The following is a 20084-nucleotide window of genomic DNA, read 5'->3' on the forward strand; positions in this document are numbered from 1 at the left end:
GCTGCCCATGATCGTCGTCCATCATCTGGAGAAGTCGCGTTCGCAGCGCGTGCTTTGGCTGCTGGAGGAGTTGGGCCAGCCCTACGAGGTCAAGGTCTACAAGCGCGACCCCAAGACGATCCTGGCGCCGAAGTCGCTGATGAAGGTGCACCCGCTCGGCAAGTCGCCGGTGATCACCGACGGCGGTGTCACCGTCGCCGAATCGGGCGCAATCCTCGAGTATCTGGTGGAGCGCTACGACACGGCCGGCGCCTTCAAGCCCACACCCGGCACCCAGGCCGCGCTCGACTACCGCTACTGGCTGCACTACGCGGAGGGCTCGCTGATGACCCCGCTGATCCTGGCGCTGGTGTTCGCGCGGCTGCCGACCCAGCCCATGCCGTTCTTCGTGAAGCCCGTGGTCAAGGGCCTGTCTGCCAAGGTCATGGCCAACTATGTGCGGCCGCAGCTGCAGACCCACTTCCGCTTCGTCGAGCAGCACCTCGCGAAATCCGACTGGTTTGCCGGTGATGCGTTCTCCGCTGCCGACATCCAGATGAGCTATCCGCTGATGGCGGCGGTGGAGCGCAGCGGGCTGGAGCTGCCGCGGGTGCGTGACTTCGTGGCCCGGGTCAAGGCGCGACCGGCCTGGCAGCGCGCCGAAGCCGCGCATGGGCCCTTCGAGCTGCCGGGGGCAGACTGATGGACTTCGATTTCCCCTTCACCCTGGGCTTCATCCTGCTCACCGGGCTGGTGAGCTGGCAGTGCTTCGAGCGGCCCAGCCTGCTCGATCGACTCATGCTGTGGTCGCCGGCGGTGCAGCGCGGCCAGTACGAGCGCCTGTTCACCTACGGCCTGGTCCACGCCGACTTCGGCCACCTGCTGTTCAACATGATCACGCTGTTCTTTTTCGGGCGGATGATCGAGGGCTTCCTGGCCGAGCGCTTCGGCCTGTGGGCGTTTTCCTTCTTCTACCTCTCGGCGCTGCTGGTGTCGGTGCTGCCGGGATACTTCCGCCACGCCCGCGACCCGCACTACCGCACGCTGGGCGCCTCGGGCGCGGTGTCGGCGGTGCTGTTCGCTTTCATCCTGCTGGCGCCCTGGAACCTGATTTTCGTGTTCTTCCTGCCGGTGCCGGCGGTGATCTACGGCGCGCTCTATATCGGCTACAGCGTCTACATGGATCGCAGGGGCGATGACCGCATCAACCACAGCGCGCACCTGTGGGGGGCGGTCTATGGCCTGGTGTTCATGCTGATCGCCGAGCCGCGGGTGCTGCAGCATTTCCTCGCCCAGCTGTTCAACCCGATGGGCTGAGGACCGCCGGGATTGGGATTCGGGATTCGGGATTGGGATTGGGATTCGGGATTGGGGATTGGGGATTCGAGGGGCGTCGCTCCACGCAGACGCCGGCTTGAAGTCTGCGCGCCGGTCTTGCTCCCGTGTCCAGCCGTTGCTGGCTGGGCAGCAGGCTGACTCGCCGCGGTCTTCCAACCCTCGGCCAATCCCGAATCCCAAATCCCTAATCCCGGCTCTCACGCCGCCGCGGGCTATAATCCGCGGTCATTTCGCCCAGACCGAGGCGGGCCGAGCGGCCCCACGCATGCAGCACATCCGCAATTTCTCCATCATCGCCCACGTCGACCACGGCAAGTCCACGCTCGCCGACCGCATCATCCAGATCTGCGGTGGCCTGGCCGAGCGCGAGATGGAAGCCCAGGTCCTCGACTCGAACCCGATCGAGCGCGAGCGCGGCATCACCATCAAGGCGCAGTCCGTGTCCCTGCCGTACACGGCGCAGGACGGCAAGACCTACCAGCTCAATTTCATCGACACCCCCGGCCACGTCGATTTCAGCTACGAGGTGAGCCGGTCGCTGTCGGCCTGCGAGGGCGCGCTGCTGGTGGTGGATGCCGCCCAAGGCGTCGAGGCGCAGTCGGTCGCCAACTGCTATACGGCGGTCGAGCAGGGCCTCGAAGTGATTCCCGTGCTGAACAAGATCGATCTGCCGACGGCCGACTGCGAGCGCGTCAAGGCCGAGATCGAGGCGGTTATCGGGCTCGATGCGACCGATGCGCTGCAGGTGAGCGCCAAGACCGGCCTGAACGTGCGCGATGTCCTCGAAGCCATCGTCCAGCGCATTCCGCCGCCGAAGGTTGGCGACACCGATCGCCTGCAGGCGCTGATCATCGACTCCTGGTTCGACAACTACCTGGGCGTGGTCTCGCTGGTGCGCGTGGTGCAGGGCGACCTGATCCCCGGCGAGAAGATCCAGGTCATGTCCACCGGCCGCGTCCATCAGGTCGATCAGGTCGGCGTGTTCACGCCCAAGCGTCTGGTCAAGGACAGGCTGGGTCCGGGCGAGGTCGGCTGGATGTGCGCCTCGATCAAGGATGTGCACGGCGCGCCGGTCGGCGACACCATCACGTCGGCAGCCAAGCCGGCCGCGCAGCCGCTGCCCGGCTTCCAGGAGATGCAGCCGCGCGTGTTCGCCGGCCTGTTCCCGGTCGATGCCGAGGACTTCCCGGCCCTGCGCGAGGCGCTCGAGAAGCTGCGCTTGAACGATGCCGCCCTGCGCTTCGAGCCGGAAAGCTCGGAGGCCATGGGCTTCGGCTTCCGCTGCGGTTTCCTCGGCATGCTGCATCTTGAGATCGTGCAGGAGCGTCTGGAGCGCGAATACGACCTCGATCTGGTCACCACGGCACCGACCGTGGTGTACGAGGTGCTGACCACCGACGGCGAGACCCTGACCCTCGACAACCCGGCCAAGCTGCCGGCGGTCAACAAGATCGACGAGATCCGCGAGCCGATTATTCTCGCCAACGTGCTGACTCCGCCCGACTACGTCGGCAACGTCATCAAGCTGTGCGAAGAGAAGCGCGGCGTGCAGAAGAACATCCAGTACATGGGCAGCCAGGTGCAGATCAGCTACGAGCTGCCAATGGCTGAGGTGGTGCTCGACTTCTTCGACCGCCTGAAGTCGGTGAGCCGCGGCTATGCCTCGCTCGACTACCACTTCCAGCGCTTCGAGCCAGGCCCCTTCGTGCGTCTCGACGTGCTGATCAACGGCGACCGCGTCGACGCGCTGTCGATGATCTGCCACCGCATGCATGCCGACCGTCGCGGCCGCGACATCTGCGAGCGCATGCGCGAGCTGATCCCCCGGCAGATGTTCGACGTCGCCATCCAGGCCGCGATCGGCGCGCAGATCATCTCGCGCTCCACGGTCAAGGCACTGCGCAAGAACGTGCTGGCCAAGTGCTACGGCGGTGACGTCAGCCGCAAGCGCAAGCTTCTCGAGAAGCAGAAGGAAGGCAAGAAGCGCATGAAGCAGGTCGGCAGCGTGGACATTCCGCAGGAAGCCTTCCTGGCCGTGCTGCAGGTCGACAACAAGTAAGCACGGCGCCCTCCGCTTCGTTTTCGTCAAACACCCACTCCCTGGAACGCCCCCAACGTGAACTTCGACTTCGCTGCCCTGCTGGTTGGTCTGGCCGCATTCACCGGAATCGTCTGGGGCATTGACGCCCTGTTCTTTGCCCGAGCACGCGCCGAGCGCGCCCAGGCGAACTCCAGCCTGGGCACGGAGGTGGTACGCGAGCCGATCCTGGTCGAGTACTCGCGCTCGTTCTTCCCGGTCATCCTGATCGTGCTGATCGTGCGCAGCTTCCTGGCCGAGCCGTTCCGCATTCCGTCCAGCTCGATGATGCCGAACCTGCAGGATGGCGATTTCATCCTGGTCAACAAGTTCACCTACGGCCTGCGCCTGCCGGTGCTGGATACCAAGATCATCGAGATGGGCTTGCCTGAGCGCGGCGATGTGGTGGTGTTCCGCTACCCGGTGAATCCGAAAGAGAACTACATCAAGCGCGTGGTGGGTCTGCCGGGCGACGAGGTCGTGTATCGCAACAAGACGATCTTCATCAACGGCGAGCCGCAGGCGCAGGAGCGCATCGGTCGCTACATCGGCGTGGGTGCGGGGCGCGAGATGGACGGTGCCGATCACCTGCGCGAGACGCTCGGCGAGCGCCAGCACCAGATCCTGATGCGTCCGAATCAGCTGGGCCGGCAGGGCGAGGGCCGCTGGGTGGTGCCGGAAGGCCAGTACTTCGTGATGGGCGACAACCGCGACAACAGCGCCGACAGTCGCGTCTGGGGCTTCGTTCCGGAACAGAATCTGGTCGGCCGCGCCTTCCTGATCTGGTTCAACAGCGACTTCGAGTTCGGCCGCATCGGCCAGGGCATCGAGTAATCGCCATGCAGGCGGACTGGCGCCCCGGTGCAGGCATCGAGGCGCTGCGCCTCCGGGCGCGCCTGAATCACTGCATCCGCGCCTTCTTCGAGTCGCGCGGCGTGCTCGAAGTGGAAACACCGCTGATGTCGGCGGCCGGCAACACCGAGCCGAACATCCGCAGCTTCGCGCTCGACTACAGCGGCCCGCACGCAGGCGGCTCCCGGCGTCGCTATCTGCGCACCTCGCCCGAGTTTCCACTGAAGCGCCTGCTGGCTGCGGGCATCGGCGACTGCTACGAGCTGGGCCGGGTCTTCCGCGACGGCGAGTGCGGCGGTCGCCACAACCCAGAGTTCACCATGCTCGAGTGGTACCGGCTGGGCATCGACCATTACCGCTTGATGGATGAGGTGGCCGAGCTGCTGTGCGCGGTCTTCGCCCTGCTTGGGCGGACGCTGAAGCTCCGCCGTTCGAGCTATCGCGATCTGTTCCGCGAGCATGTCGGGATCGACCCTGCGTTGGCCAGCGAGGACGAGCTGCGCGCGGCGCTGTCAGGACATGACATCGATGCTTCCGGGCTGGAGCGCGACGACTGGCTCGACCTGCTGCTGACCCATCGCATCGAGCCGGCGCTGCCGCGCGACGAGCTGCTGCTGCTCTACGACTTTCCTGCCAGCCAGTGCGCGCTGGCGCGGGTGGTGGGCGAGGGCGCCGAAGCGCACGCCTGCCGCTTCGAGGCCTATGTCGGCGGGGTCGAGCTGGCCAACGGCTACCACGAACTGAGCGACGCGCGCGAGCAGCGCGCCCGCTTCGAGCGCGACAACCAGCGTCGCCGCGCGCGCGGCGATACTCCTCTACCGCTGGATGAGCACCTGCTGGCCGCTCTGGAGCATGGCCTGCCCGACTGCGCGGGCGTGGCGCTGGGCGTGGATCGGCTGATGATGCTGCTGAGCGGCAGCAAGCGGATCGACCAGGTCATTGCCTTCGCTGGGCCAAGGGCTTGAGGAGCGGGGAGGCGTTAGGAGTGAGTGGAGAGGAGCTAGGAGTGAGTGGGTGGAGCTAGGAGTGAGGAGCGAGAGCTTCGCAGCCGCGCGCGGCCGCGGGGCGAGGGCAGCAGATGCGGTGCGCGGGCTCTGTCTCTTGATTACCATCGCGCCAGATCTCGCCTCGCGCCCGCTCACTCCTCACTCCTCTCCACTCACTCCTAGAAGTGAGAGCTACGCAGCCCCGCGCGCCGACGGCAGCAGATGCCGCGAGCGGAGCTCTGTCTCGTGAGTACCATCGCGCCAGACCTCGCCTCGCGCCCTCTCACTCCTCACTCCTCTCCACTCACTCCTCATTCCTCTCAACTCGTTCCTGGCTCTCAGAACTCCCAACGCCCGCCGATCGACAGCAGCCAGTGGCTGATGTTGTCGTCCTGCAGGCGGCGTTCGTATTGCAGGAATCCGCTGCGTCCGCCCGGGAACAGTGCGCTCACCCCAAGGCCGAGGTTGAGGTGGCTCTGGTCGATCGCAGCTCCGCTCTGGGTGAACACGCCGCCGGTCGGGTCGGCGAGGAAGCGGGCGTCGAGCCGCGAGGGGTCATCGCTGAACTCGCGGCTGTACTCGAGCAGCAAGCTGGGCAGCAGCACGCCCCAATCGAAGCTGTAGGCGCGCGAGGCGCGGCCGCCCAGGACACCCTCAAGGCTGCTCCAGCGCGGCGACTGCACGCCGAGGCCAAAGCCTTCACCGGCGCGGCCGCCAATCAGCCGCTCCTCGAAGGCGTCGTACTCGACTTGGCTGAACTGCCCGCGCAGGTAGGCGCCCAGGCTCCAGGCGCGATGCTGCCAGTCGCGGCCCAGGGCAAGGCTGCCGCCCAGCAGATTGGCATCGGTCTCGGCCAGGGCGAGCTGGTCGACGCTCAGGTTGCCCAAGCGGAAGCGCAGGCGTCGAGTGAGATCGAAGCGGCTGCGACCGAGGCTCAGGTTGGCGTCGAGGTAGGCGTCTTTTGGCAGCCAGAGGCTGGCGTAGGCCGAGACTGCGCTGCCGCGGCTCTTGAGCTCGCCGCGGCCCTCGGCGAGATCGGTGCTGTCGCGGTTCAGGCCCACCGCAGCGCCAGCGACGAAGCGGTCGCTGAAGCGATAGTCGACGCCGGCGGTCACGCTGCCGAGCTGGTAGTCGAAGGCCGGGTTCAGGCCGACACCGCGCGAGCGGCCGCGGCCCAGGCTGCCGTTGACGAAGGCGCCCCAACGCTCAAAGCTGGCCCCAGCCTCTTCCTGCACGCCCTCGCCATCGGCCAGCGCCGCCAGTGCGGGCAGGGCCGACAAGGGCAGGCTGCCGTCGGGCGTGTTCAAGCCCAGTTCGATCTGCACGCGCGGGCCACCGCGCAAGGCGCGCTGACGCTGGTCGAGGTTACCGGTCTGGCCGCGCATGGCTTCGTCGCCGGCGCGCGCGAGGTTCAATCCGACGTCGTTGGGCAACTGCGACAGCGCGGTTCCGACCGCCCCGGGGTCACCGCCGGCGGCGCCGGAGAAATCGGCGCAGCGGGCAAGCAGATCGCGCTGGGCGGCGGTCGGATTGGCGAGTGCAGCCAGCGCCGTGCAGGCGCGGTCGAGCACGTCGGCGATTTCGCGCTGGCGCGGCGTCAGCTGTGACAACTGCCCGAGCCCCGCGTTGAGCGTGAACTCGACGCGGGCTTCGCTGCCTTCGATCGTGGCCTGCACGCGGGCTTCGCCGGGCAGGGCAAGGCGCGCGCGCACGCTGGCCCGGCCGCCAGCGTCGGTGGTGCTGGTTTCGGCGTCGAGCCGGGCGCTGGCGCTGCTCCAGCGCAGGCGCTGGCCCGGCGCGGGCGCGCCCGCTGCATCGAGCACGCGCACCACCAGCGGCGCGCTGTCCACGCCCGGCGGCAAGCGCTGGGCGTTGCCGCTGACGATCTCGAGACGCGTGCCGGGCAGGGCCCCCGCTTGCGCGGTGAAGACCTGTTCCGCGCCACCGGCCAGGCGCACGCCCACGGTCTGCGGGCCGGGCTCCGGGCCGAGCGTCCAGCGCGCCCGGGCTTCGCCATTGGCGTCAGTGCTGGTGGTGGTTTCGCTCAATCGTCCGCCGCCCGAGAGCACGCGCCATTCGACCGGAATGCCGGCCGCGCGGGGTTCGATCCGCACCACCAGCGGCTGCGCCAGCGCGCTGCCGGCGGCGGCGGACTGGTTGTTGCCGGCGACCGGCTGCAGTGCACCCTCGACCGTCTCGATGCGGAAGCGCACTTCGAGATCGGCATTGATGCGCGCGAGGATCTGCGAGCTGCCGGCCGCGCCGCCGAACTCCAGCGGCACGCGGGCGCGGCCTTCGGCGTCGGTGAGGCTGCTGGTCTGGAGCGGGCGCGCGGGGCCGGAGAGGCTGCTCCACTGCACGCTGATGCCGGCTGCGGGTCGACCGTTGACGGTGTGGCGCACCACCAGGTCGCTGCCGCGCGCGCCGCGCACGCCGACCTGGGCATCGCCGGCCTCGATCTGCAGGCTGGTTTCGCCGCCAACGGCTGCGAACAGGGTGAACTCCGCGCTGGCGCTGGGATCGTCGCTGCGCGTGGCCAGCACCCGCAGCGGCCCGGCGGCCAGCGAGGTCAAGCGCACCTGCGCCGACAGTCGGCCGTCGGCACCGGTAAGGTCCGCGCCGGGCAGGACCTCGGCGACGCCCTCGGGCTGCACGCTGAACTGGATGCGCACGCCCGACGCGGCGCGGCCGTCATCGGTGGCCGCCAGCAGCAGCGGTCGCGCCAGCAGGCTGCCGGGAACGCCGCTCTGGCCGCTGCCCTCCAGTGCCTCCAGGCGGCGTTGGGCAGGTGCGGTGCCGGCGCTGGCGCGCAGCGCCACCTGCGCGCCGCTGTCTTCGCGCAGGCCGCGCAGCGCCACCTCGCCCTGGGCATTCGCCGAAAGCCGCACGCGGAAGCTGGCGCGGCCCTGACTGTCGGTGTTGGCGACCGCGGGGGTGGCCTCGACCAGGCCTGCGACCACCGAGCCCAGACGGACGGGAATGCCGGATTCGGGGGCGCCATCGCGAAGCGCCTGCAGCACGATCGGAAAGGCCAGATCCGTGCCGGCCGGTGCGCGCTGTCCATCGCCCGATAGCACCCGGAGCTGTCCGCCCGCGACCTCGACACGGAAGCGCGCGCTGCCGCCGGTGAGACCGGGGCCGGGTTCAAAGCGCGCCGTGATCTCGTAGACCCCCGGCGCGCCCGGCGTGAAGCGGTTGCTGGCCACACCCTGGGTGTCGCTGCGCGAGTTGGTGTCGGCCAACTGCCCCGAGCCGGCGCTCCAGGTGACCAGTCCATCCACGACGGGCACATCCACACCCGCCGCACCCTGCCGCCACAGCTGCGCGTTGAGCAGATACGTGCCGCCGAACGGCGGCACCTGTGGCCGCGCTTCGATGCGATAGCGTGAGGCGCGCACGCCGACCACAGCCTGCGTCCGCGGCAGGCCCGGGCTGGCGATCTCGACCACGATCGGGTTGGTGCTGCGACCGGCGGTCAGACTGGGGCTGCGCGTGCGGCCGCTGGCGTCGGTGCGTTCGATGTGCAGGCCGCTGCCATTGCCAAAACCGCCTTCGCCGCTGCTGATGTAAAAACTGACCTCGGCATTGGCCAAGGGGGCGGGCGCGCCGTTGCCGACCGGCCCGCTGAGCAGCACTTCGATGCCGCCTGCCGTGGTGTCCTCGCTGAACACAGCGGCGGGTGCATCGAGCACCTCGATGCTGCCGGTCGAACCCGCGCCCACAGTCACGGTGAACGACTGGAGGCTGGGCGGGAACAGCGGGCTGGCGGAAAAGCCTGCCTGGACGACATAGGTGCCCGGCTGGGAGGCCAGGAACACCGCGCTGCTGGCGCCCGTGGTTGTGGTCAAGCCGCTGTTCTGCGGGCTCAGCTGTGCGCCAGCGGGGCCGGAGACCAACTGCCAAAGCACCTGCGCGCCGACCGGCGCGCTCAAGGTCTGGGCCTGCCGCGTGAGCAGGGCCTGCAGCGTCAGCGCTGTGCCCGGCACGGTGCTGGTGGCGCCCGCGCCGGGGCTGAGGCTGTAAACCACCGCCTCGATCGGAATCACGGTGCTGACCAATGGATCATCGCCGCGAGTGGCTCGAAACAGCCCTGGCCCCGGCACGGGTGGCGCCTGCAGAACGTTGGGCGCCAGTCCGGTGGCGTCGGCGGGCGTGTTGGCCTGCTGCACTGAGCCGCCGCCGCTCACGACCGCCCAGTTCACCGCCACGCTGGGCGCGGGAATGCCGCCGTCGGTTACGCGTACCGCGACCGGCACCGGCGCTCCGGGCGGCGCTTCCGTCGGCGTGCCGCCCAGCAGGCTGATCTCGCGCGGGCCGCCGAGGATGTTGACCGTGAGCGTGGGATTGGGCGGCGTCGCAGCCTCGCAGCCGCTGACGCAGGCCGCTTGCCAGGTGATGGTGCCGCCACCCGCGGCGGGCGTCGTGACGTTCAGGGTCTGCGGCGCCGAGTTGCCGATCAGACTGCCGGTCAACGGGGCGATGAGCGTGCCGGCGGTCGTGTTCGCGGACACGCTGATCGCGTAGTTCGCGAGGGTGCAGACGCCCACGCCGGAATCGACGGCGCGCAGCGAGACCGTGATGCTGCTGGCTGGCTGCAGGTTGAGTGGCGAGGATTCGGCAAACTCGAGGCGACAGCCCGTCGCCTGCACGGCGCTGTGGCCGAGCAGAAGCACTGCTGTCGCGGCCAGCCGCTGCGCGCCAATGCGCCGGAGCAAGGTGCGGATCGTGGCCATTGGCGGGGCTCCTGCGGGCTGCGGTGTCATGGCGGGTTCCGACTGGCGGTCAAGCGGCCCAGTCCGAGGGCCGGAACGTGACCAAAGTCACGCGAGTATACTCGCGGCTTCACAACGCGTTCAGGCAATCGCCGGAGGTGTGGCATGAGCGGCAGTGTGCTGTCTCGCTTTGCGTTCGGCGCCCTGGGCGCGGCTCTGGTTCTGGCAGGCGCGCTGGCGGCGCCGGGGGCGGCGACGGCCGCCGCGGTCGCCACACCGGAAGACCTGCTGATCGTCGATTGCCTGCTGCCGGGTCAGGTTCGACGCCTCGGGGCGCAGGCCAACTTCCTGTCAGCGCGTCGACCGGTACGCACCACCCAGGCCGACTGCGCGATTCGCGGCGGCGAGTATGTCGCCTTCGATCGCGCCGACTACCGCACCGCGATGAAGGTCTGGCTCGGCGCGGCCGAGTCCGGCGACGCCGAAGCGCAGAACTACGTCGGCGAGATCCTGATGAAAGGCTTGGGCACGGCACCCGACCCGCTGGCGGCTGCGGGCTGGTTCGAAAAGGCCTCCGCCCAGGGCCACAAGCGCGCCAAGGCCAATCTCGCCCTGCTGCTGGAGCAGGGCCAGGGCGTGGCGGCCGATCCCCTGCGTGCGCTGAACCTGTACCGCGAGTCCGCCGGCGCCGGCGACGAACTGCTCTACGCCTCGGTGGTGCGGGTGGAGTTCGAAAAGCGCGACGCGACCATCGCCGCGCAGCGCGAGCAGATCGCGGCGCTGGAGCAGCGCGTGGCGGAACTCGAGGCCGAGCTGGCGCAGCGTCGCGCCGATGCCGCTCGCGCGCGCAGCGAGGCCGAGCGCCTGCGCAGCCAGCTCGCCGAGGTGCGCGAACGCGCCGGCGCCGAGCGCGCCGACCTGCAGGCGATGCGCAGCCGCATCGAAGCGCAGGAGAACGAGCTGCAGAGCCTGCGTGAGCGGCTGGCGGCGCAGCGCGAATCGGTCAAGCGGCGCGAGGCCCAAGCCGCGGAACTGGCCAGTGCGCAGGCGGCGGACGCGGCTGCGCTGGAGGAGCAGCGCCAGCGCGTGCAGCGCGCGATCGAGTCCGGCCAAGCCTCGGCCGCGGCGCTGGAATCGCAGGCCGCGGCGGCCGCATCGTCGACCGAGCGCGAGCGCGCCGCCTATGCCGAGCAGCTTGCCGCGATGGAGCGCGAACTCGAGGCGCGCAAGCAGGAAGACTGGCAGCTGATGAAGCTGCTCGAAACCCAGCTCGCCGAGCGCGACAGCGTGCTGCGCGAGCAGCAGCTCGCCATCGTCGCGCTGGAGCAGCAGGTGGCTCTGGCCGGTGGCGGGGTGCTGGCGAGTGTCCTGCCGCAGCTGGAAGTGATCAGCCCCTCGCTGGTGCTCACCCGCGGCGGTGGCGGTGGCGCCGCGCGCAGCGCTCCCGGACGCCAGGCGGTGGTGGGCCGGGTCTCCCAGCCGAACCGCATCGAGCGTCTCAGCGTCAACGAGCTGCCGGTGGTGCTGGCCGACAACGGCCTGTTCCGCGCCAGCGTCGAAGTGCCGCCGGGCGGGCTCGACGTGCGCATCGAGGCGCTGGGTCGCGGCGGCGAAGTCGCCGAGCTGAGCTTCAGCCTGCTCGCTACTGAGGCCGCGAACGCCGAAGCGCCGTCCTCCAGCCCCGCACCCGGACGGCTGCCGGACTCGATCCAGCTTGGCCGCTTCCATGCGCTGGTGATCGGCAACAACCGCTACAGCGACGCGCGCTTTCCGGCCTTGGGCAGCGCCGTCAACGACGCGACAGCAGTGGCCCAGCTGCTGCGCGAACGCTATGGCCATGAGACCCGCCTGCTGCTCAACGCCACCCGCATGGACGTGCTGAGTGCGCTCGCCGAGCTGCGCCAGACCCTGAAGCCCGAGGACAACCTGCTGGTCTACTACGCCGGCCACGGCGAGCTGTCGGCCGACGGCCGCGAGGGCTACTGGATTCCGGTCGATGCCCGCGGCGCTGACGCCTCCAGCTGGATCTCCAACCGCGCGGTGTCGGACCTGCTGGAGGGACTCGCCTCTCGCCATGTGCTGGTGGTGGCCGACTCCTGCTACTCGGGCGCCCTGGCCGGTGCCGGCGTGCCGAGCTACGCGGCCACCGAGCCTGACGCCGACTGGGCCGAGTGGGTGCGCAGCCTGAGCAGCTCTCGCTCGCGTCTGGCCCTGACCTCGGGCGGCCTGCAGCCGGTGCCGGACGCCGGCAGCGGCCGCCACTCCTACTTCGCCCGCGCCTTCCTGAACGTGCTGCAGGACAACAACCGCGTGCTCGAAGGCGCCCGCCTGTACCGCGAGATCAACGCCTCGCTGGCGCTGGCCGCCCTCGACGCCCCGATCTCGCAGGTGCCGCAGTACGCGCCGATCCAGTTCGCCGGGCACGAGGCGGGGGAGTTTTTCTTCAGGCCGCTTTGAAGCGACGGGATTGGGGATTGGGGATTCACAGCCGCCGGAGTCGCGCGTGGCGTAGTCGCCCTGCCTGTGGATTGGTTTCGCATCGCGCCCTTGGCTTCAGCCGCAGCCTCGACGCTTGCGGGCTTGGAATCCCCAATCCCCAATCCCCAATCCCCAATCCCCGCTTCAGACCGTCCTACACCCCAAGGCCTGCAGCACCCCGTGCACCGCCGGGATCTGCGCCAGCCAGGGCGCGGCCAGGGTCAGCAGGCCGGAGGTGATGACGAGGGCGGCCGCGGCGCGGCGGGCGCCGGGGCGCTGCAGCCAGCGCAGCGCACGGGCGCCGCTGTAGGTCAGCGGCAGCATCAGCGGCAGGGTGCCAAGGCCGAAGCTGGCCATGATGAGGGCGCCCTGTAGGGCGTCAGCGCTGAGCCATGCGGCTGAGAGCAGGGTCAGGCTCAGGCCGCAGGGCAGCCAGCCCCAGAGCAGGCCCATCGCGAACTGTCGCGGCGCGGTATTGGCCGGCAGCAGGCGCCGCTGCAGCGGCGCCAGTCGCGCCCACAGCGCGGCGCCCGGCTTGGCAAACAGGTTGAAGCCAGCGCCGGGGAACAGCATGCGCAGGCCGACCAGTACCAGCACCGCGCCCACCGCCATGCGCGCGCCGAGCAGCAGGGCATCGCTGCGCGCGAGTGCGATCAGACCCGCGCCGAAGCCACCCACGAGCAGACCCGCCAAGGTGTAGCCGGTGATGCGACCGAGGTTGCTGCGCCAGGCCATGCGCCAGGCCTCGCCCGGCGTCTGCGCGCGCGCGCTGACCGCGATGCCGGCGGCGACGCCGCCGCACATGGCCACGCAGTGCACGCCGCCGAGCAGGCCGGCGACCAGGGCGGCGCCCAGGCTCAGCCAGTCAATGGGCATACGGCGTCGCGTCGAGTCATGGCGGCTCCTGCTCGGCCTGCGAGCGCGCTTCGGCGGTGTCCTTCAGCGCGCCGTCCTTGCGGTCCTCGGCGAGGATGTCGATGGCCGGGGTGTCGAGATCGTCGAACTGCCCGCGCTTCACTGCCCACCAGAACGCCCAGACCGCGAGACCCAGCAGCACCAGGCTGACCGGCACCAGGTAGATCAGAACGCTCATCCGCTGGCCTTGGCCGATGCTGGAGGCAGCATTCTCCCCGCATCCGGCAGCGTCCACGCAGCGCTGCGTCCGAGCCGCAGCGCGTTGAGCGTGACCAGCAGCGACGAGCCGGCCATGCCCAGCGCCGCGATCCACGGCGTCACCCAGCCGGCGGCGGCGAAGGGCAGGGCGATGGCGTTGTAGAGCAGGGCCCAGGCGAGGTTCTCGCGGATCATCCGGCGCGTGCGCTGGGCCAGCTGAACCACCTGCGGCAGGCGCATCAGGCGCTCGCCCGACAGCACGATATCGGCGGCGCGGTGCGCCATCGGCGCGCCGCAGGCCAGCGCGATCGAGACATCGGCGCCGCCCAGCACCGGCGCGTCGTTGATGCCGTCGCCCAGCATCAGCACGCGATGGCCCTGCGCCTGCAGTTCGCGCAGGCGGACCAGCTTGGATTCCGGCGTGGCGCGCGCCGACCAGCGCGCGATGCCGAGCGCGCGCGCCGTGGCCTGCACTGCCTCCGGCGCATCGCCGCTCAGCACTTCGACGTCCAGACCCTGGGCCTTGAGCGCGGCGATCGCCTCGCGCGCATCGCTGCGCGGAGCATCGACGAGCTCGAAGCGGGCGAAAGCGCGTGCGCCGTCGCCCAGCCAGACGCCGGGCAGATCGCGATCCAGTCCTGCGGCGAAGCGGGCGTGGCCGATGCGCCAGCTTCGGCCTTCGACGTCACCGGCGACACCGGCGCCGGCGGTGACTTCGATGGCCTCCGCGCGCGGTGCGGCGAGGCCTGCGAAGGCGCGCGCCAGCGGATGGCCGGCGTCGCGTTCGAGCGCGGCGGCAATGCGGGTGACGGCCTCGGCATCGAGCTCGCCCAGCACCTCGACGCGCGCGATCTGCGGGCTGCCGGTGGTCAGCGTGCCGGTTTTGTCCAGCAGCACGGTGTCGACTTCGGCCAGATCGCTCAGCGCGTCGCCGCGCAGGGGCAGGGCACCGAGCTTGGTCAGCGCATTGCCGGCGGTGGCGAGTGCAGCCGGAATCGCCAGCGACAGCGCGCAGGGGCAGCTCACCACCAGCACCGCCAGCATCACCTCGAAGGCGCGCTCGGGGTGGAACTGCCACCACACTGCAAATGTGAGCGCCGCCGACACCAGCAGGGCAGCGACGAAGTGGCCGGCCACGCGATCGGCGATCTGCGCCACGCGGGGCCGCGCGTTCTGCGCGCGTTCGACCAGTTGAGTCAGATGCGAGAGACGCGTGTCCTGGCCGGTGCGGGTGATGCGCAGTTGCAGCGGCTGCAGGCGCGCGACGCTGCCGGCATAGACCTCGTCGCCTTCGCGTTTGGCCACCGGCGTCGATTCGCCGCTGAGCAGGGCTTCATCGACTTCGGCGGCCGCCATGTCGAGCACGCCATCGGCCGGAAGCGCTTCGCCCACCGGCACCCGCACGCGGTCGCCCACCGCCAGCGCCGCCACCGGCACCTGCTCGGCCTCGTCGCCTGCATCGAGCCGCCAGGCCAAGGCGGGCCGCGCCTGCGCCAGCGCATCCACCGCAGCATTCGCGCGCTGCCGCGCCATGCGTTCGAGGTAGCGCGCCACCAGCAGGAAGAACACGAACATCACCGCGGCGTCGAACCACACGTGGGCGCCGCCGCGCAGGGTTTCGACGAGGCTCGCGACATATGCCAGCAGCACCGAGCTGGCGATCAGCGTGTCCATGCCGAGGCGACGCTGGCGCCACTCGCTGACCATGCCCGCGAGAAACGGCCAGCCCGCGTAGAACACCACGGGCGCCGAGACGCCGAAGGTGATCCAGCGGAAGAAGTCGCGCGTGGCCGGCGCCATCTGGTTGGCGAAGTCCAGATACAGCGCCTCCGCGAACATCATCGCCTGCAGGCTGCCCAAGCCCGCCACGCCGAGACGCAGCAGCAGCTGCCGGCGCTCGGCGGCGCGGGCGCGCTCCAGCCCCTCGCCGGGCGAGAGATGCGGCGCATAGCCGAGGCCGGCGAGACGTTCGAGTGCCGACGACAGGCGCAGCTGCGCCGGCCGCCAGCGCAGACGCACGCGCCCGCTGATCGCGTTCGACTGCACGTCCTCCACGCCGTCCAGCGTGCTGAGCGCGCGATCGATCAGCCAGGCGCAGGCTGCGCAGCGCATGCCGTCGACGATCAAGGTCAGCTCGCGGCAGTCCGGTGCCTCGGTCGGCACGCGGCTGTGCTCGTGCAGCACGTCCTCGCGGTCGAAGGCGCTGTAGTCCTGCGCGTCCTCGCCGACCCGGCGGCCCTGCTCCTCGCGCAGCGTGTAGTAGTCGCCGAGACCTGCCTGCTCGATGAAGCGCGCAGCGCCCGCACAGCCGCCGCAGCAGAACGCGCGCTGCGTGCCCTTGAACTCGGCCAGCACCGGGGCGGCCGGCAGCGGCTCGCCGCAGTGGTGACAGGCGGGGCTGCGCATGTCCATGCCAGGACTCAACCGCCCGACAGCATGGGGATGAGTTCGCTGTGAGTCGCGCCGGGGTCGAGCCGGCCGCCGACACGCCAGCGGTGATCGGGCGCGGACAGCTCGATGTTCCAGGCCTGCCCCTTGGCGCCGTCCACCCGGCCGTGCCAGGTCTCGCCTGCCTGCACCAGCCGGACTTCGAGGTCGCGGCTGGCGCGGCCGGCGTGCAGCAGGCGCAGGGTCAGAGCCGGCGTGTTCTCGCCAAGGCCCTGCATCCGCGCAGCAATGGCGCCTGTCTCCACGTCGATGCTCAGTTCGCCGCGAAGGCCCAGTTCGATCGCGCGGCGGTCGGCCGCGATGTCGGCATCCTGGATCTGCAGGGTGCGGCGCACGACGTCGGGCACGGCGTCGGTGCTGCCGGAGCGGATCGCGATGGCGAGCGTGCTCAGCCCGGCGACAACGGCGGTCATCGGCAGGGCGATGACCAGCCAGACCATGGGTTCGCGGAACCAGGGGCGGACGGACGGATTGGAGCTCATGGGCGGATCGACCGGGGGCGGCGCAGGCCGCGAAGGCGACAGGTTAGCCGCCGCGGCCGTAAGCGCTTTGAGGTCGATCAATCCGCGGCGCGCGTTCGGCGCCGCTGTCCGGCAGTTCACCGCGGCGCCGTCCGTGGCGACCGCGGTGTCCCGGGGACGTCCAGGGCTCAGTTCGATCGTTCGAACACGCCCGTCCAACAATCAGGACAACGCTGAAGAATTCAGCGTTGCCGCGCGCCATGGAGGGCGCGCCCGCGGATCGAGCACGCAGGTGCTTGATCCCGCGCAAGCGAGTCCGGACCTGTGCCGGACTCGCGACCACGTATCAAGGCCAGGAGGGACTTGATCCGTGTTGCCTTAGGAATCCGGAACGGCCGGGGAGGACCGTTCCGGAGGCCGGGCTGCATCCTGTGGAGTGCACGCACAGGAGGGGAGAGCGGCCCGACAGTGTTCCTACTCGTAAAACGCTGACGGTTTCGATCATCGGCGCAAGCCGCCGCCTCTGATTCACGCTTCGCGCGGCGCTCAGCCGCCCAGCGCTGCGCGTGGAAGCGCTCGCTTCAGGCGGCCACCGCCGGAGCGCTCTGGATGGCAGCGTGCGCCGCCGCCAGGCCCTGCTGGCGATTCTCGGGTGAAAGGCTGAGGCCTTCGGCGCGCAGGATCTCGATGCTCGGAATGCCGAGGAAGGCGAACACCTGGCGCAGGTAAGCCTCCTGGAAGTCGGCCGGGCTCGCATCTCCGTACACGCCGCCGCGGGTGCTGGCGACGATCACGCGCTTGCCGCCGGCCAAGCCTTCCGGGCCATGGGCCGTATAGCGGAAGGTGACGCCGGCCACCGCGATGCGATCGATCCAGGCCTTGAGCGTGGAGGGCAGGCTGAAGTTGTACATCGGCGCGCCGATCACGACGACGTCGGCGGCGAGAAACTCATCCAGCACGGTCTTGGCCAGCGCGGCCTCGGCGGGGTCGCTCTTCGCCAGGGTGGCGCCGGTGAAATGCGGCAGCGGCTGCGCGTCGAGATCGCGATAGCTGACCTCGACGTGCGGGCTGTCGGCGCGCAGCTGGCGCACCACGGCAGCGGTGAGTTCACGGCTCGCGGACGCAGTACCGAGTGCGCTCGAATCGATGTGCAGGATCTTCATGGCTGTGCTCCGGGGTGGACGGTGGTGCACAGCTTGATTGTCCCGATGGTTGCGATAAACCCGACAAGAAGGCACGCTCCGTTGCGCTGGTGGAACGAACCAGCGAGGCCTCGCCCCAAGCCTTCGATGGCCCCGCGCCTCAACACCGCCGCCATCCGCTCTCTCGAATCCCGAATCCCCAATCCCGAATCCCCGCTCTCAAATGCACGACCTCAACGATCTGCAGTACTTCGCCCTGGTGGTCGAACACGGCGGCTTCTCCAAGGCCGAGCGCGCCAGCGGCATGCCGAAGTCGCGGCTGTCGCGACGCATCACCGCGCTCGAGGACTCGCTGGGCGCGCGCCTCCTGCAGCGCTCCACGCGGCGCTTCGCGGTCACTGATCTCGGCCAGAGCGTCTATCGACACGCTCGCGCCATGCTCGATGAAGCCCAGGCCGCGCGCGAGGTGGTGGAGCGCCAATCCGCAGTGCCGCGCGGTCTGGTGCGGATCAGTGCGCCGGTGGCGATTGCCCAGCGTCAGCTGGCCCTGCTGCTGCCCGAGTTCCTGGAGCGCTACCCCGAGGTGCGCGTGCAGCTGCACGTCAGCAACCGCCGGGTGGATCTGATCAACGAGGGCATCGACGTCGCCCTGCGCGTGCGCACGCGGCTCAACGACGACGGCAGCCTGATCCTGCGCAGCTTCGCCCAGATCAACGAGTTCCTGGTCGCAAGCCCGCGCTATCTGGAGCGCAGCGGTCGTCCGCGCCATCCGGTCGACCTGGCCGCTCACGCCTGCCTGTCGATGAGCGAGGAGCCCGGCCAGCAGCGCTGGGAGCTGCATGGCCCGGAAGGCGCGATCGAGCGGGTCGACTTCCAGCCGCGGCTGATGGCGCACGACTTTCCAGTGCTGCGCGAAGTCGCCGCTGCCGGCCACGGCATCGCCCTGCTGCCGGAGACGGTCTGCGCCGATCTGCTGGGCGCGGGGGCGCTGGAGCGCGTGCTGCCCGACTGGAGCCTGCCGCAGGGCATTTTCCATGCGGTCTTCCCCTCGCGCAGCGGCCTGCTGCCTTCGATTCGCGCGCTGATCGACTTCCTCGCCGAACGCCTGCCGGCGCTGCTTGAAGACCAGCGCCGGCACAGCGGCTGTCCGCGATCGCAGAACCCCGCCGCGAACGCCGCTGCCGCGCCCAAGGCAACGGCCCGGCGCAAGAAATCGCCGTGAGCGCGGTGCTTGAACACCGCCGGCGCACTTTAAGATGGCCTGATCTCCCGTCGATTTCCCGCCGGGCACGGCCCTTTCATTCGCAACCCGAGGTCTTCCTGTGAGTCTTCTGATGTTTGCCGCAGGCCTCGTCCTGCTCGTGCTCGGTGCCGACCTGCTGGTGCGCGGTGCGAGTCGCCTCTCGCTGTCCTTCGGAATCTCGCCGCTGGTGGTCGGCCTGACCGTGGTGGCCTTCGGTACAAGTGCGCCGGAGCTCGCGGTCTCGGTGCAGGGCGCAATCAGCGGTCAGGGCGACATCGCCGTCGGCAATGTCGTCGGCAGCAACATCTTCAACGTCCTCTTCATCCTCGGCATTTCGGCCCTGATCACCCCGCTGGTGGTGCACCGCCAGCTGGTGCGCAAGGAAGTGCCGATCATGATCGGCGTCTCGGTGCTGGCCCTGCTGCTGTCGCTGGACGGTGCCCTCAGCCTCTTCGACGGCCTGCTGCTGACCGGACTGCTGGTGGTCTATGTGGTCGTGCTGTACGTGCAGAGCCGCCGGGCGCCGGCCGACGAGGGCGGTGACGAGCTGCCTGCGGGCGGCCCGTGGCTCGATCGCACCTGGGTGCAGCTGCTGCTGATCGTGGCCGGCCTGGCCTTGCTGGTGCTCGGCTCGCGCTGGCTGGTGGCGGCGGCGATCGCCTTTGCGCAGAAACTCGGCATCAGCGAACTGGTGGTCGGCCTGACCATCGTCGCCGCCGGCACCTCGCTGCCCGAGGTCGCGACCTCGATCATGGCGGCGCTGAAGGGCCAGCGCGACATCGCCGTCGGCAACGTCGTGGGTAGCAACATCTTCAACATCCTGGGCGTGCTCGGGCTGGCTTCTGTGGTCGCCCCCGGCGACATCCCGGTCGCGGCTTCGGCACTGCGCTTCGACATTCCGATCATGATCGCCGTGGCCGTGGCCTGCCTGCCGGTGATGTTCAACGGCTACCGCATCGAGCGCTGGGAGGGCGGCTTCTTCTTCCTGTTCTATGTGGCCTACACCGCTTGGCTGGTGATGTACGCCCAGGAGCACGCCCTGCTCGATGAGTACCGCACCGCCATGATCTACGGCGTGCTGCCGCTGACTGCGGTGACCCTGTTCGTGATGGCCTGGCGCGGCTGGCAGCTGCGGCATGGCCGCTAGTCGACAGCGCTGAAGCGCACACGTCCCGCGCGGGCTTCACGCCGCGCGACCATGCGCGGCGGCCGGGAAACGTAGAATCGGGGGCCCACCATCGCCCGGAGCCCCCGC

14 protein-coding genes are annotated in these 20084 nt (G+C 69.8%); 8 read left to right on the forward strand and 6 right to left on the reverse strand.

The window, feature by feature from the left end; translation table 11 throughout:
- Window positions 1-7 precede the first annotated feature (7 nt).
- The 5 genes from H4O13_04300 (at window position 8) to genX (ending at window position 5211) form a co-directional block, all read left to right on the forward strand.
- Complete coding sequence (locus H4O13_04300) at window positions 8-682, forward strand: glutathione S-transferase (GenBank protein MBE5314606.1); 675 nt, start codon at window positions 8-10, stop codon at window positions 680-682.
- Window positions 682-1296, forward strand: coding sequence for a rhomboid family intramembrane serine protease (locus H4O13_04305; protein MBE5314607.1), 615 nt, complete (start codon window positions 682-684; stop codon window positions 1294-1296). The genes H4O13_04300 and H4O13_04305 overlap by 1 nt, the downstream gene beginning before the upstream one ends.
- 286 nt (window positions 1297-1582) lie before the next feature.
- Complete coding sequence (gene lepA / locus H4O13_04310; protein ID MBE5314608.1) at window positions 1583-3376, forward strand: elongation factor 4; 1794 nt, start codon at window positions 1583-1585, stop codon at window positions 3374-3376.
- A gap of 57 nt (window positions 3377-3433) precedes the next feature.
- Window positions 3434-4228, forward strand: coding sequence for a signal peptidase I (lepB, locus tag H4O13_04315; protein MBE5314609.1), 795 nt, complete (start codon window positions 3434-3436; stop codon window positions 4226-4228).
- A gap of 5 nt (window positions 4229-4233) precedes the next feature.
- Window positions 4234-5211: an EF-P lysine aminoacylase GenX gene (genX, locus tag H4O13_04320; protein MBE5314610.1), complete on the forward strand. Its 978-nt coding sequence runs from the start codon at window positions 4234-4236 to the stop codon at window positions 5209-5211.
- A gap of 359 nt (window positions 5212-5570) precedes the next feature.
- Here the strand turns inward: genX and H4O13_04325 are convergent, their stop codons facing one another.
- Window positions 5571-9965 (reverse strand): autotransporter domain-containing protein, encoded by a 4395-nt coding sequence (locus tag H4O13_04325; protein ID MBE5314611.1) that lies wholly within the window; start codon window positions 9963-9965, stop codon window positions 5571-5573.
- A 144-nt stretch (window positions 9966-10109) separates the two neighbouring features.
- Here H4O13_04325 and H4O13_04330 point away from each other — a divergent pair, with 144 nt between their 5' ends.
- Window positions 10110-12401, forward strand: a complete 2292-nt coding sequence (locus H4O13_04330; GenBank protein MBE5314612.1) for a caspase family protein — start codon at window positions 10110-10112, stop codon at window positions 12399-12401.
- A 165-nt stretch (window positions 12402-12566) separates the two neighbouring features.
- On the opposite strand, the gene H4O13_04335 is transcribed toward H4O13_04330, so the two are convergent.
- The 5 genes from H4O13_04335 to H4O13_04355 form a co-directional block, all read right to left on the reverse strand.
- Window positions 12567-13298 carry a sulfite exporter TauE/SafE family protein gene (locus tag H4O13_04335; protein MBE5314613.1) on the reverse strand — a complete coding sequence of 244 codons (732 nt, stop codon included), beginning with the start codon at window positions 13296-13298 and terminating at the stop codon, window positions 12567-12569.
- A gap of 16 nt (window positions 13299-13314) precedes the next feature.
- Window positions 13315-13515, reverse strand: coding sequence for a cbb3-type cytochrome oxidase assembly protein CcoS (ccoS, locus tag H4O13_04340; GenBank protein MBE5314614.1), 201 nt, complete (start codon window positions 13513-13515; stop codon window positions 13315-13317).
- The gene (gene cadA / locus H4O13_04345; GenBank protein ID MBE5314615.1) at window positions 13512-15947 is read right to left on the reverse strand and encodes a cadmium-translocating P-type ATPase; all 2436 of its coding nucleotides are present in this window, start codon (window positions 15945-15947) and stop codon (window positions 13512-13514) included. Before cadA ends, ccoS begins: the two co-directional genes overlap by 4 nt.
- An 8-nt stretch (window positions 15948-15955) precedes the next feature.
- Window positions 15956-16465, reverse strand: a complete 510-nt coding sequence (locus H4O13_04350) for a FixH family protein (GenBank protein MBE5314616.1) — start codon at window positions 16463-16465, stop codon at window positions 15956-15958.
- A gap of 560 nt (window positions 16466-17025) precedes the next feature.
- Window positions 17026-17607, reverse strand: coding sequence for an NAD(P)H-dependent oxidoreductase (locus H4O13_04355; GenBank protein MBE5314617.1), 582 nt, complete (start codon window positions 17605-17607; stop codon window positions 17026-17028).
- A 202-nt stretch (window positions 17608-17809) separates the two neighbouring features.
- Between H4O13_04355 and H4O13_04360 the strand changes: the two genes are divergently transcribed.
- Window positions 17810-18808, forward strand: a complete 999-nt coding sequence (locus H4O13_04360) for a LysR family transcriptional regulator (protein ID MBE5314618.1) — start codon at window positions 17810-17812, stop codon at window positions 18806-18808.
- A 112-nt stretch (window positions 18809-18920) separates the two neighbouring features.
- On the forward strand, window positions 18921-19976 hold the full coding sequence (locus H4O13_04365) for a calcium/sodium antiporter (protein ID MBE5314619.1): 1056 nt from the start codon (window positions 18921-18923) through the stop codon (window positions 19974-19976).
- The last annotated feature ends 108 nt before the right edge of the window (window positions 19977-20084 follow it).

This window comes from Lysobacterales bacterium, from assembly GCA_014946745.1.
In the GTDB taxonomy this organism is placed as follows: domain Bacteria; phylum Pseudomonadota; class Gammaproteobacteria; order Xanthomonadales; family Xanthomonadaceae; genus Aquimonas.

Coding starts and splice junctions, on each gene's coding strand:
- lepA (MBE5314608.1), top strand. CDS start 1,583: ATGCAGCACATCCGCAATTTCTCCATCATCGCCCACGTCGACCACGGC.
- cadA (MBE5314615.1), bottom strand. CDS start 15,947: ATGGACATGCGCAGCCCCGCCTGTCACCACTGCGGCGAGCCGCTGCCG.
- H4O13_04305 (MBE5314607.1), top strand. CDS start 682: ATGGACTTCGATTTCCCCTTCACCCTGGGCTTCATCCTGCTCACCGGG.
- ccoS (MBE5314614.1), bottom strand. CDS start 13,515: ATGAGCGTTCTGATCTACCTGGTGCCGGTCAGCCTGGTGCTGCTGGGT.
- H4O13_04330 (MBE5314612.1), top strand. CDS start 10,110: ATGAGCGGCAGTGTGCTGTCTCGCTTTGCGTTCGGCGCCCTGGGCGCG.
- genX (MBE5314610.1), top strand. CDS start 4,234: ATGCAGGCGGACTGGCGCCCCGGTGCAGGCATCGAGGCGCTGCGCCTC.
- H4O13_04355 (MBE5314617.1), bottom strand. CDS start 17,607: ATGAAGATCCTGCACATCGATTCGAGCGCACTCGGTACTGCGTCCGCG.
- H4O13_04300 (MBE5314606.1), top strand. CDS start 8: ATGATCGTCGTCCATCATCTGGAGAAGTCGCGTTCGCAGCGCGTGCTT.
- H4O13_04335 (MBE5314613.1), bottom strand. CDS start 13,298: ATGCCCATTGACTGGCTGAGCCTGGGCGCCGCCCTGGTCGCCGGCCTG.
- H4O13_04325 (MBE5314611.1), bottom strand. CDS start 9,965: ATGGCCACGATCCGCACCTTGCTCCGGCGCATTGGCGCGCAGCGGCTG.
- H4O13_04365 (MBE5314619.1), top strand. CDS start 18,921: ATGTTTGCCGCAGGCCTCGTCCTGCTCGTGCTCGGTGCCGACCTGCTG.
- H4O13_04360 (MBE5314618.1), top strand. CDS start 17,810: ATGCACGACCTCAACGATCTGCAGTACTTCGCCCTGGTGGTCGAACAC.
- H4O13_04350 (MBE5314616.1), bottom strand. CDS start 16,465: ATGAGCTCCAATCCGTCCGTCCGCCCCTGGTTCCGCGAACCCATGGTC.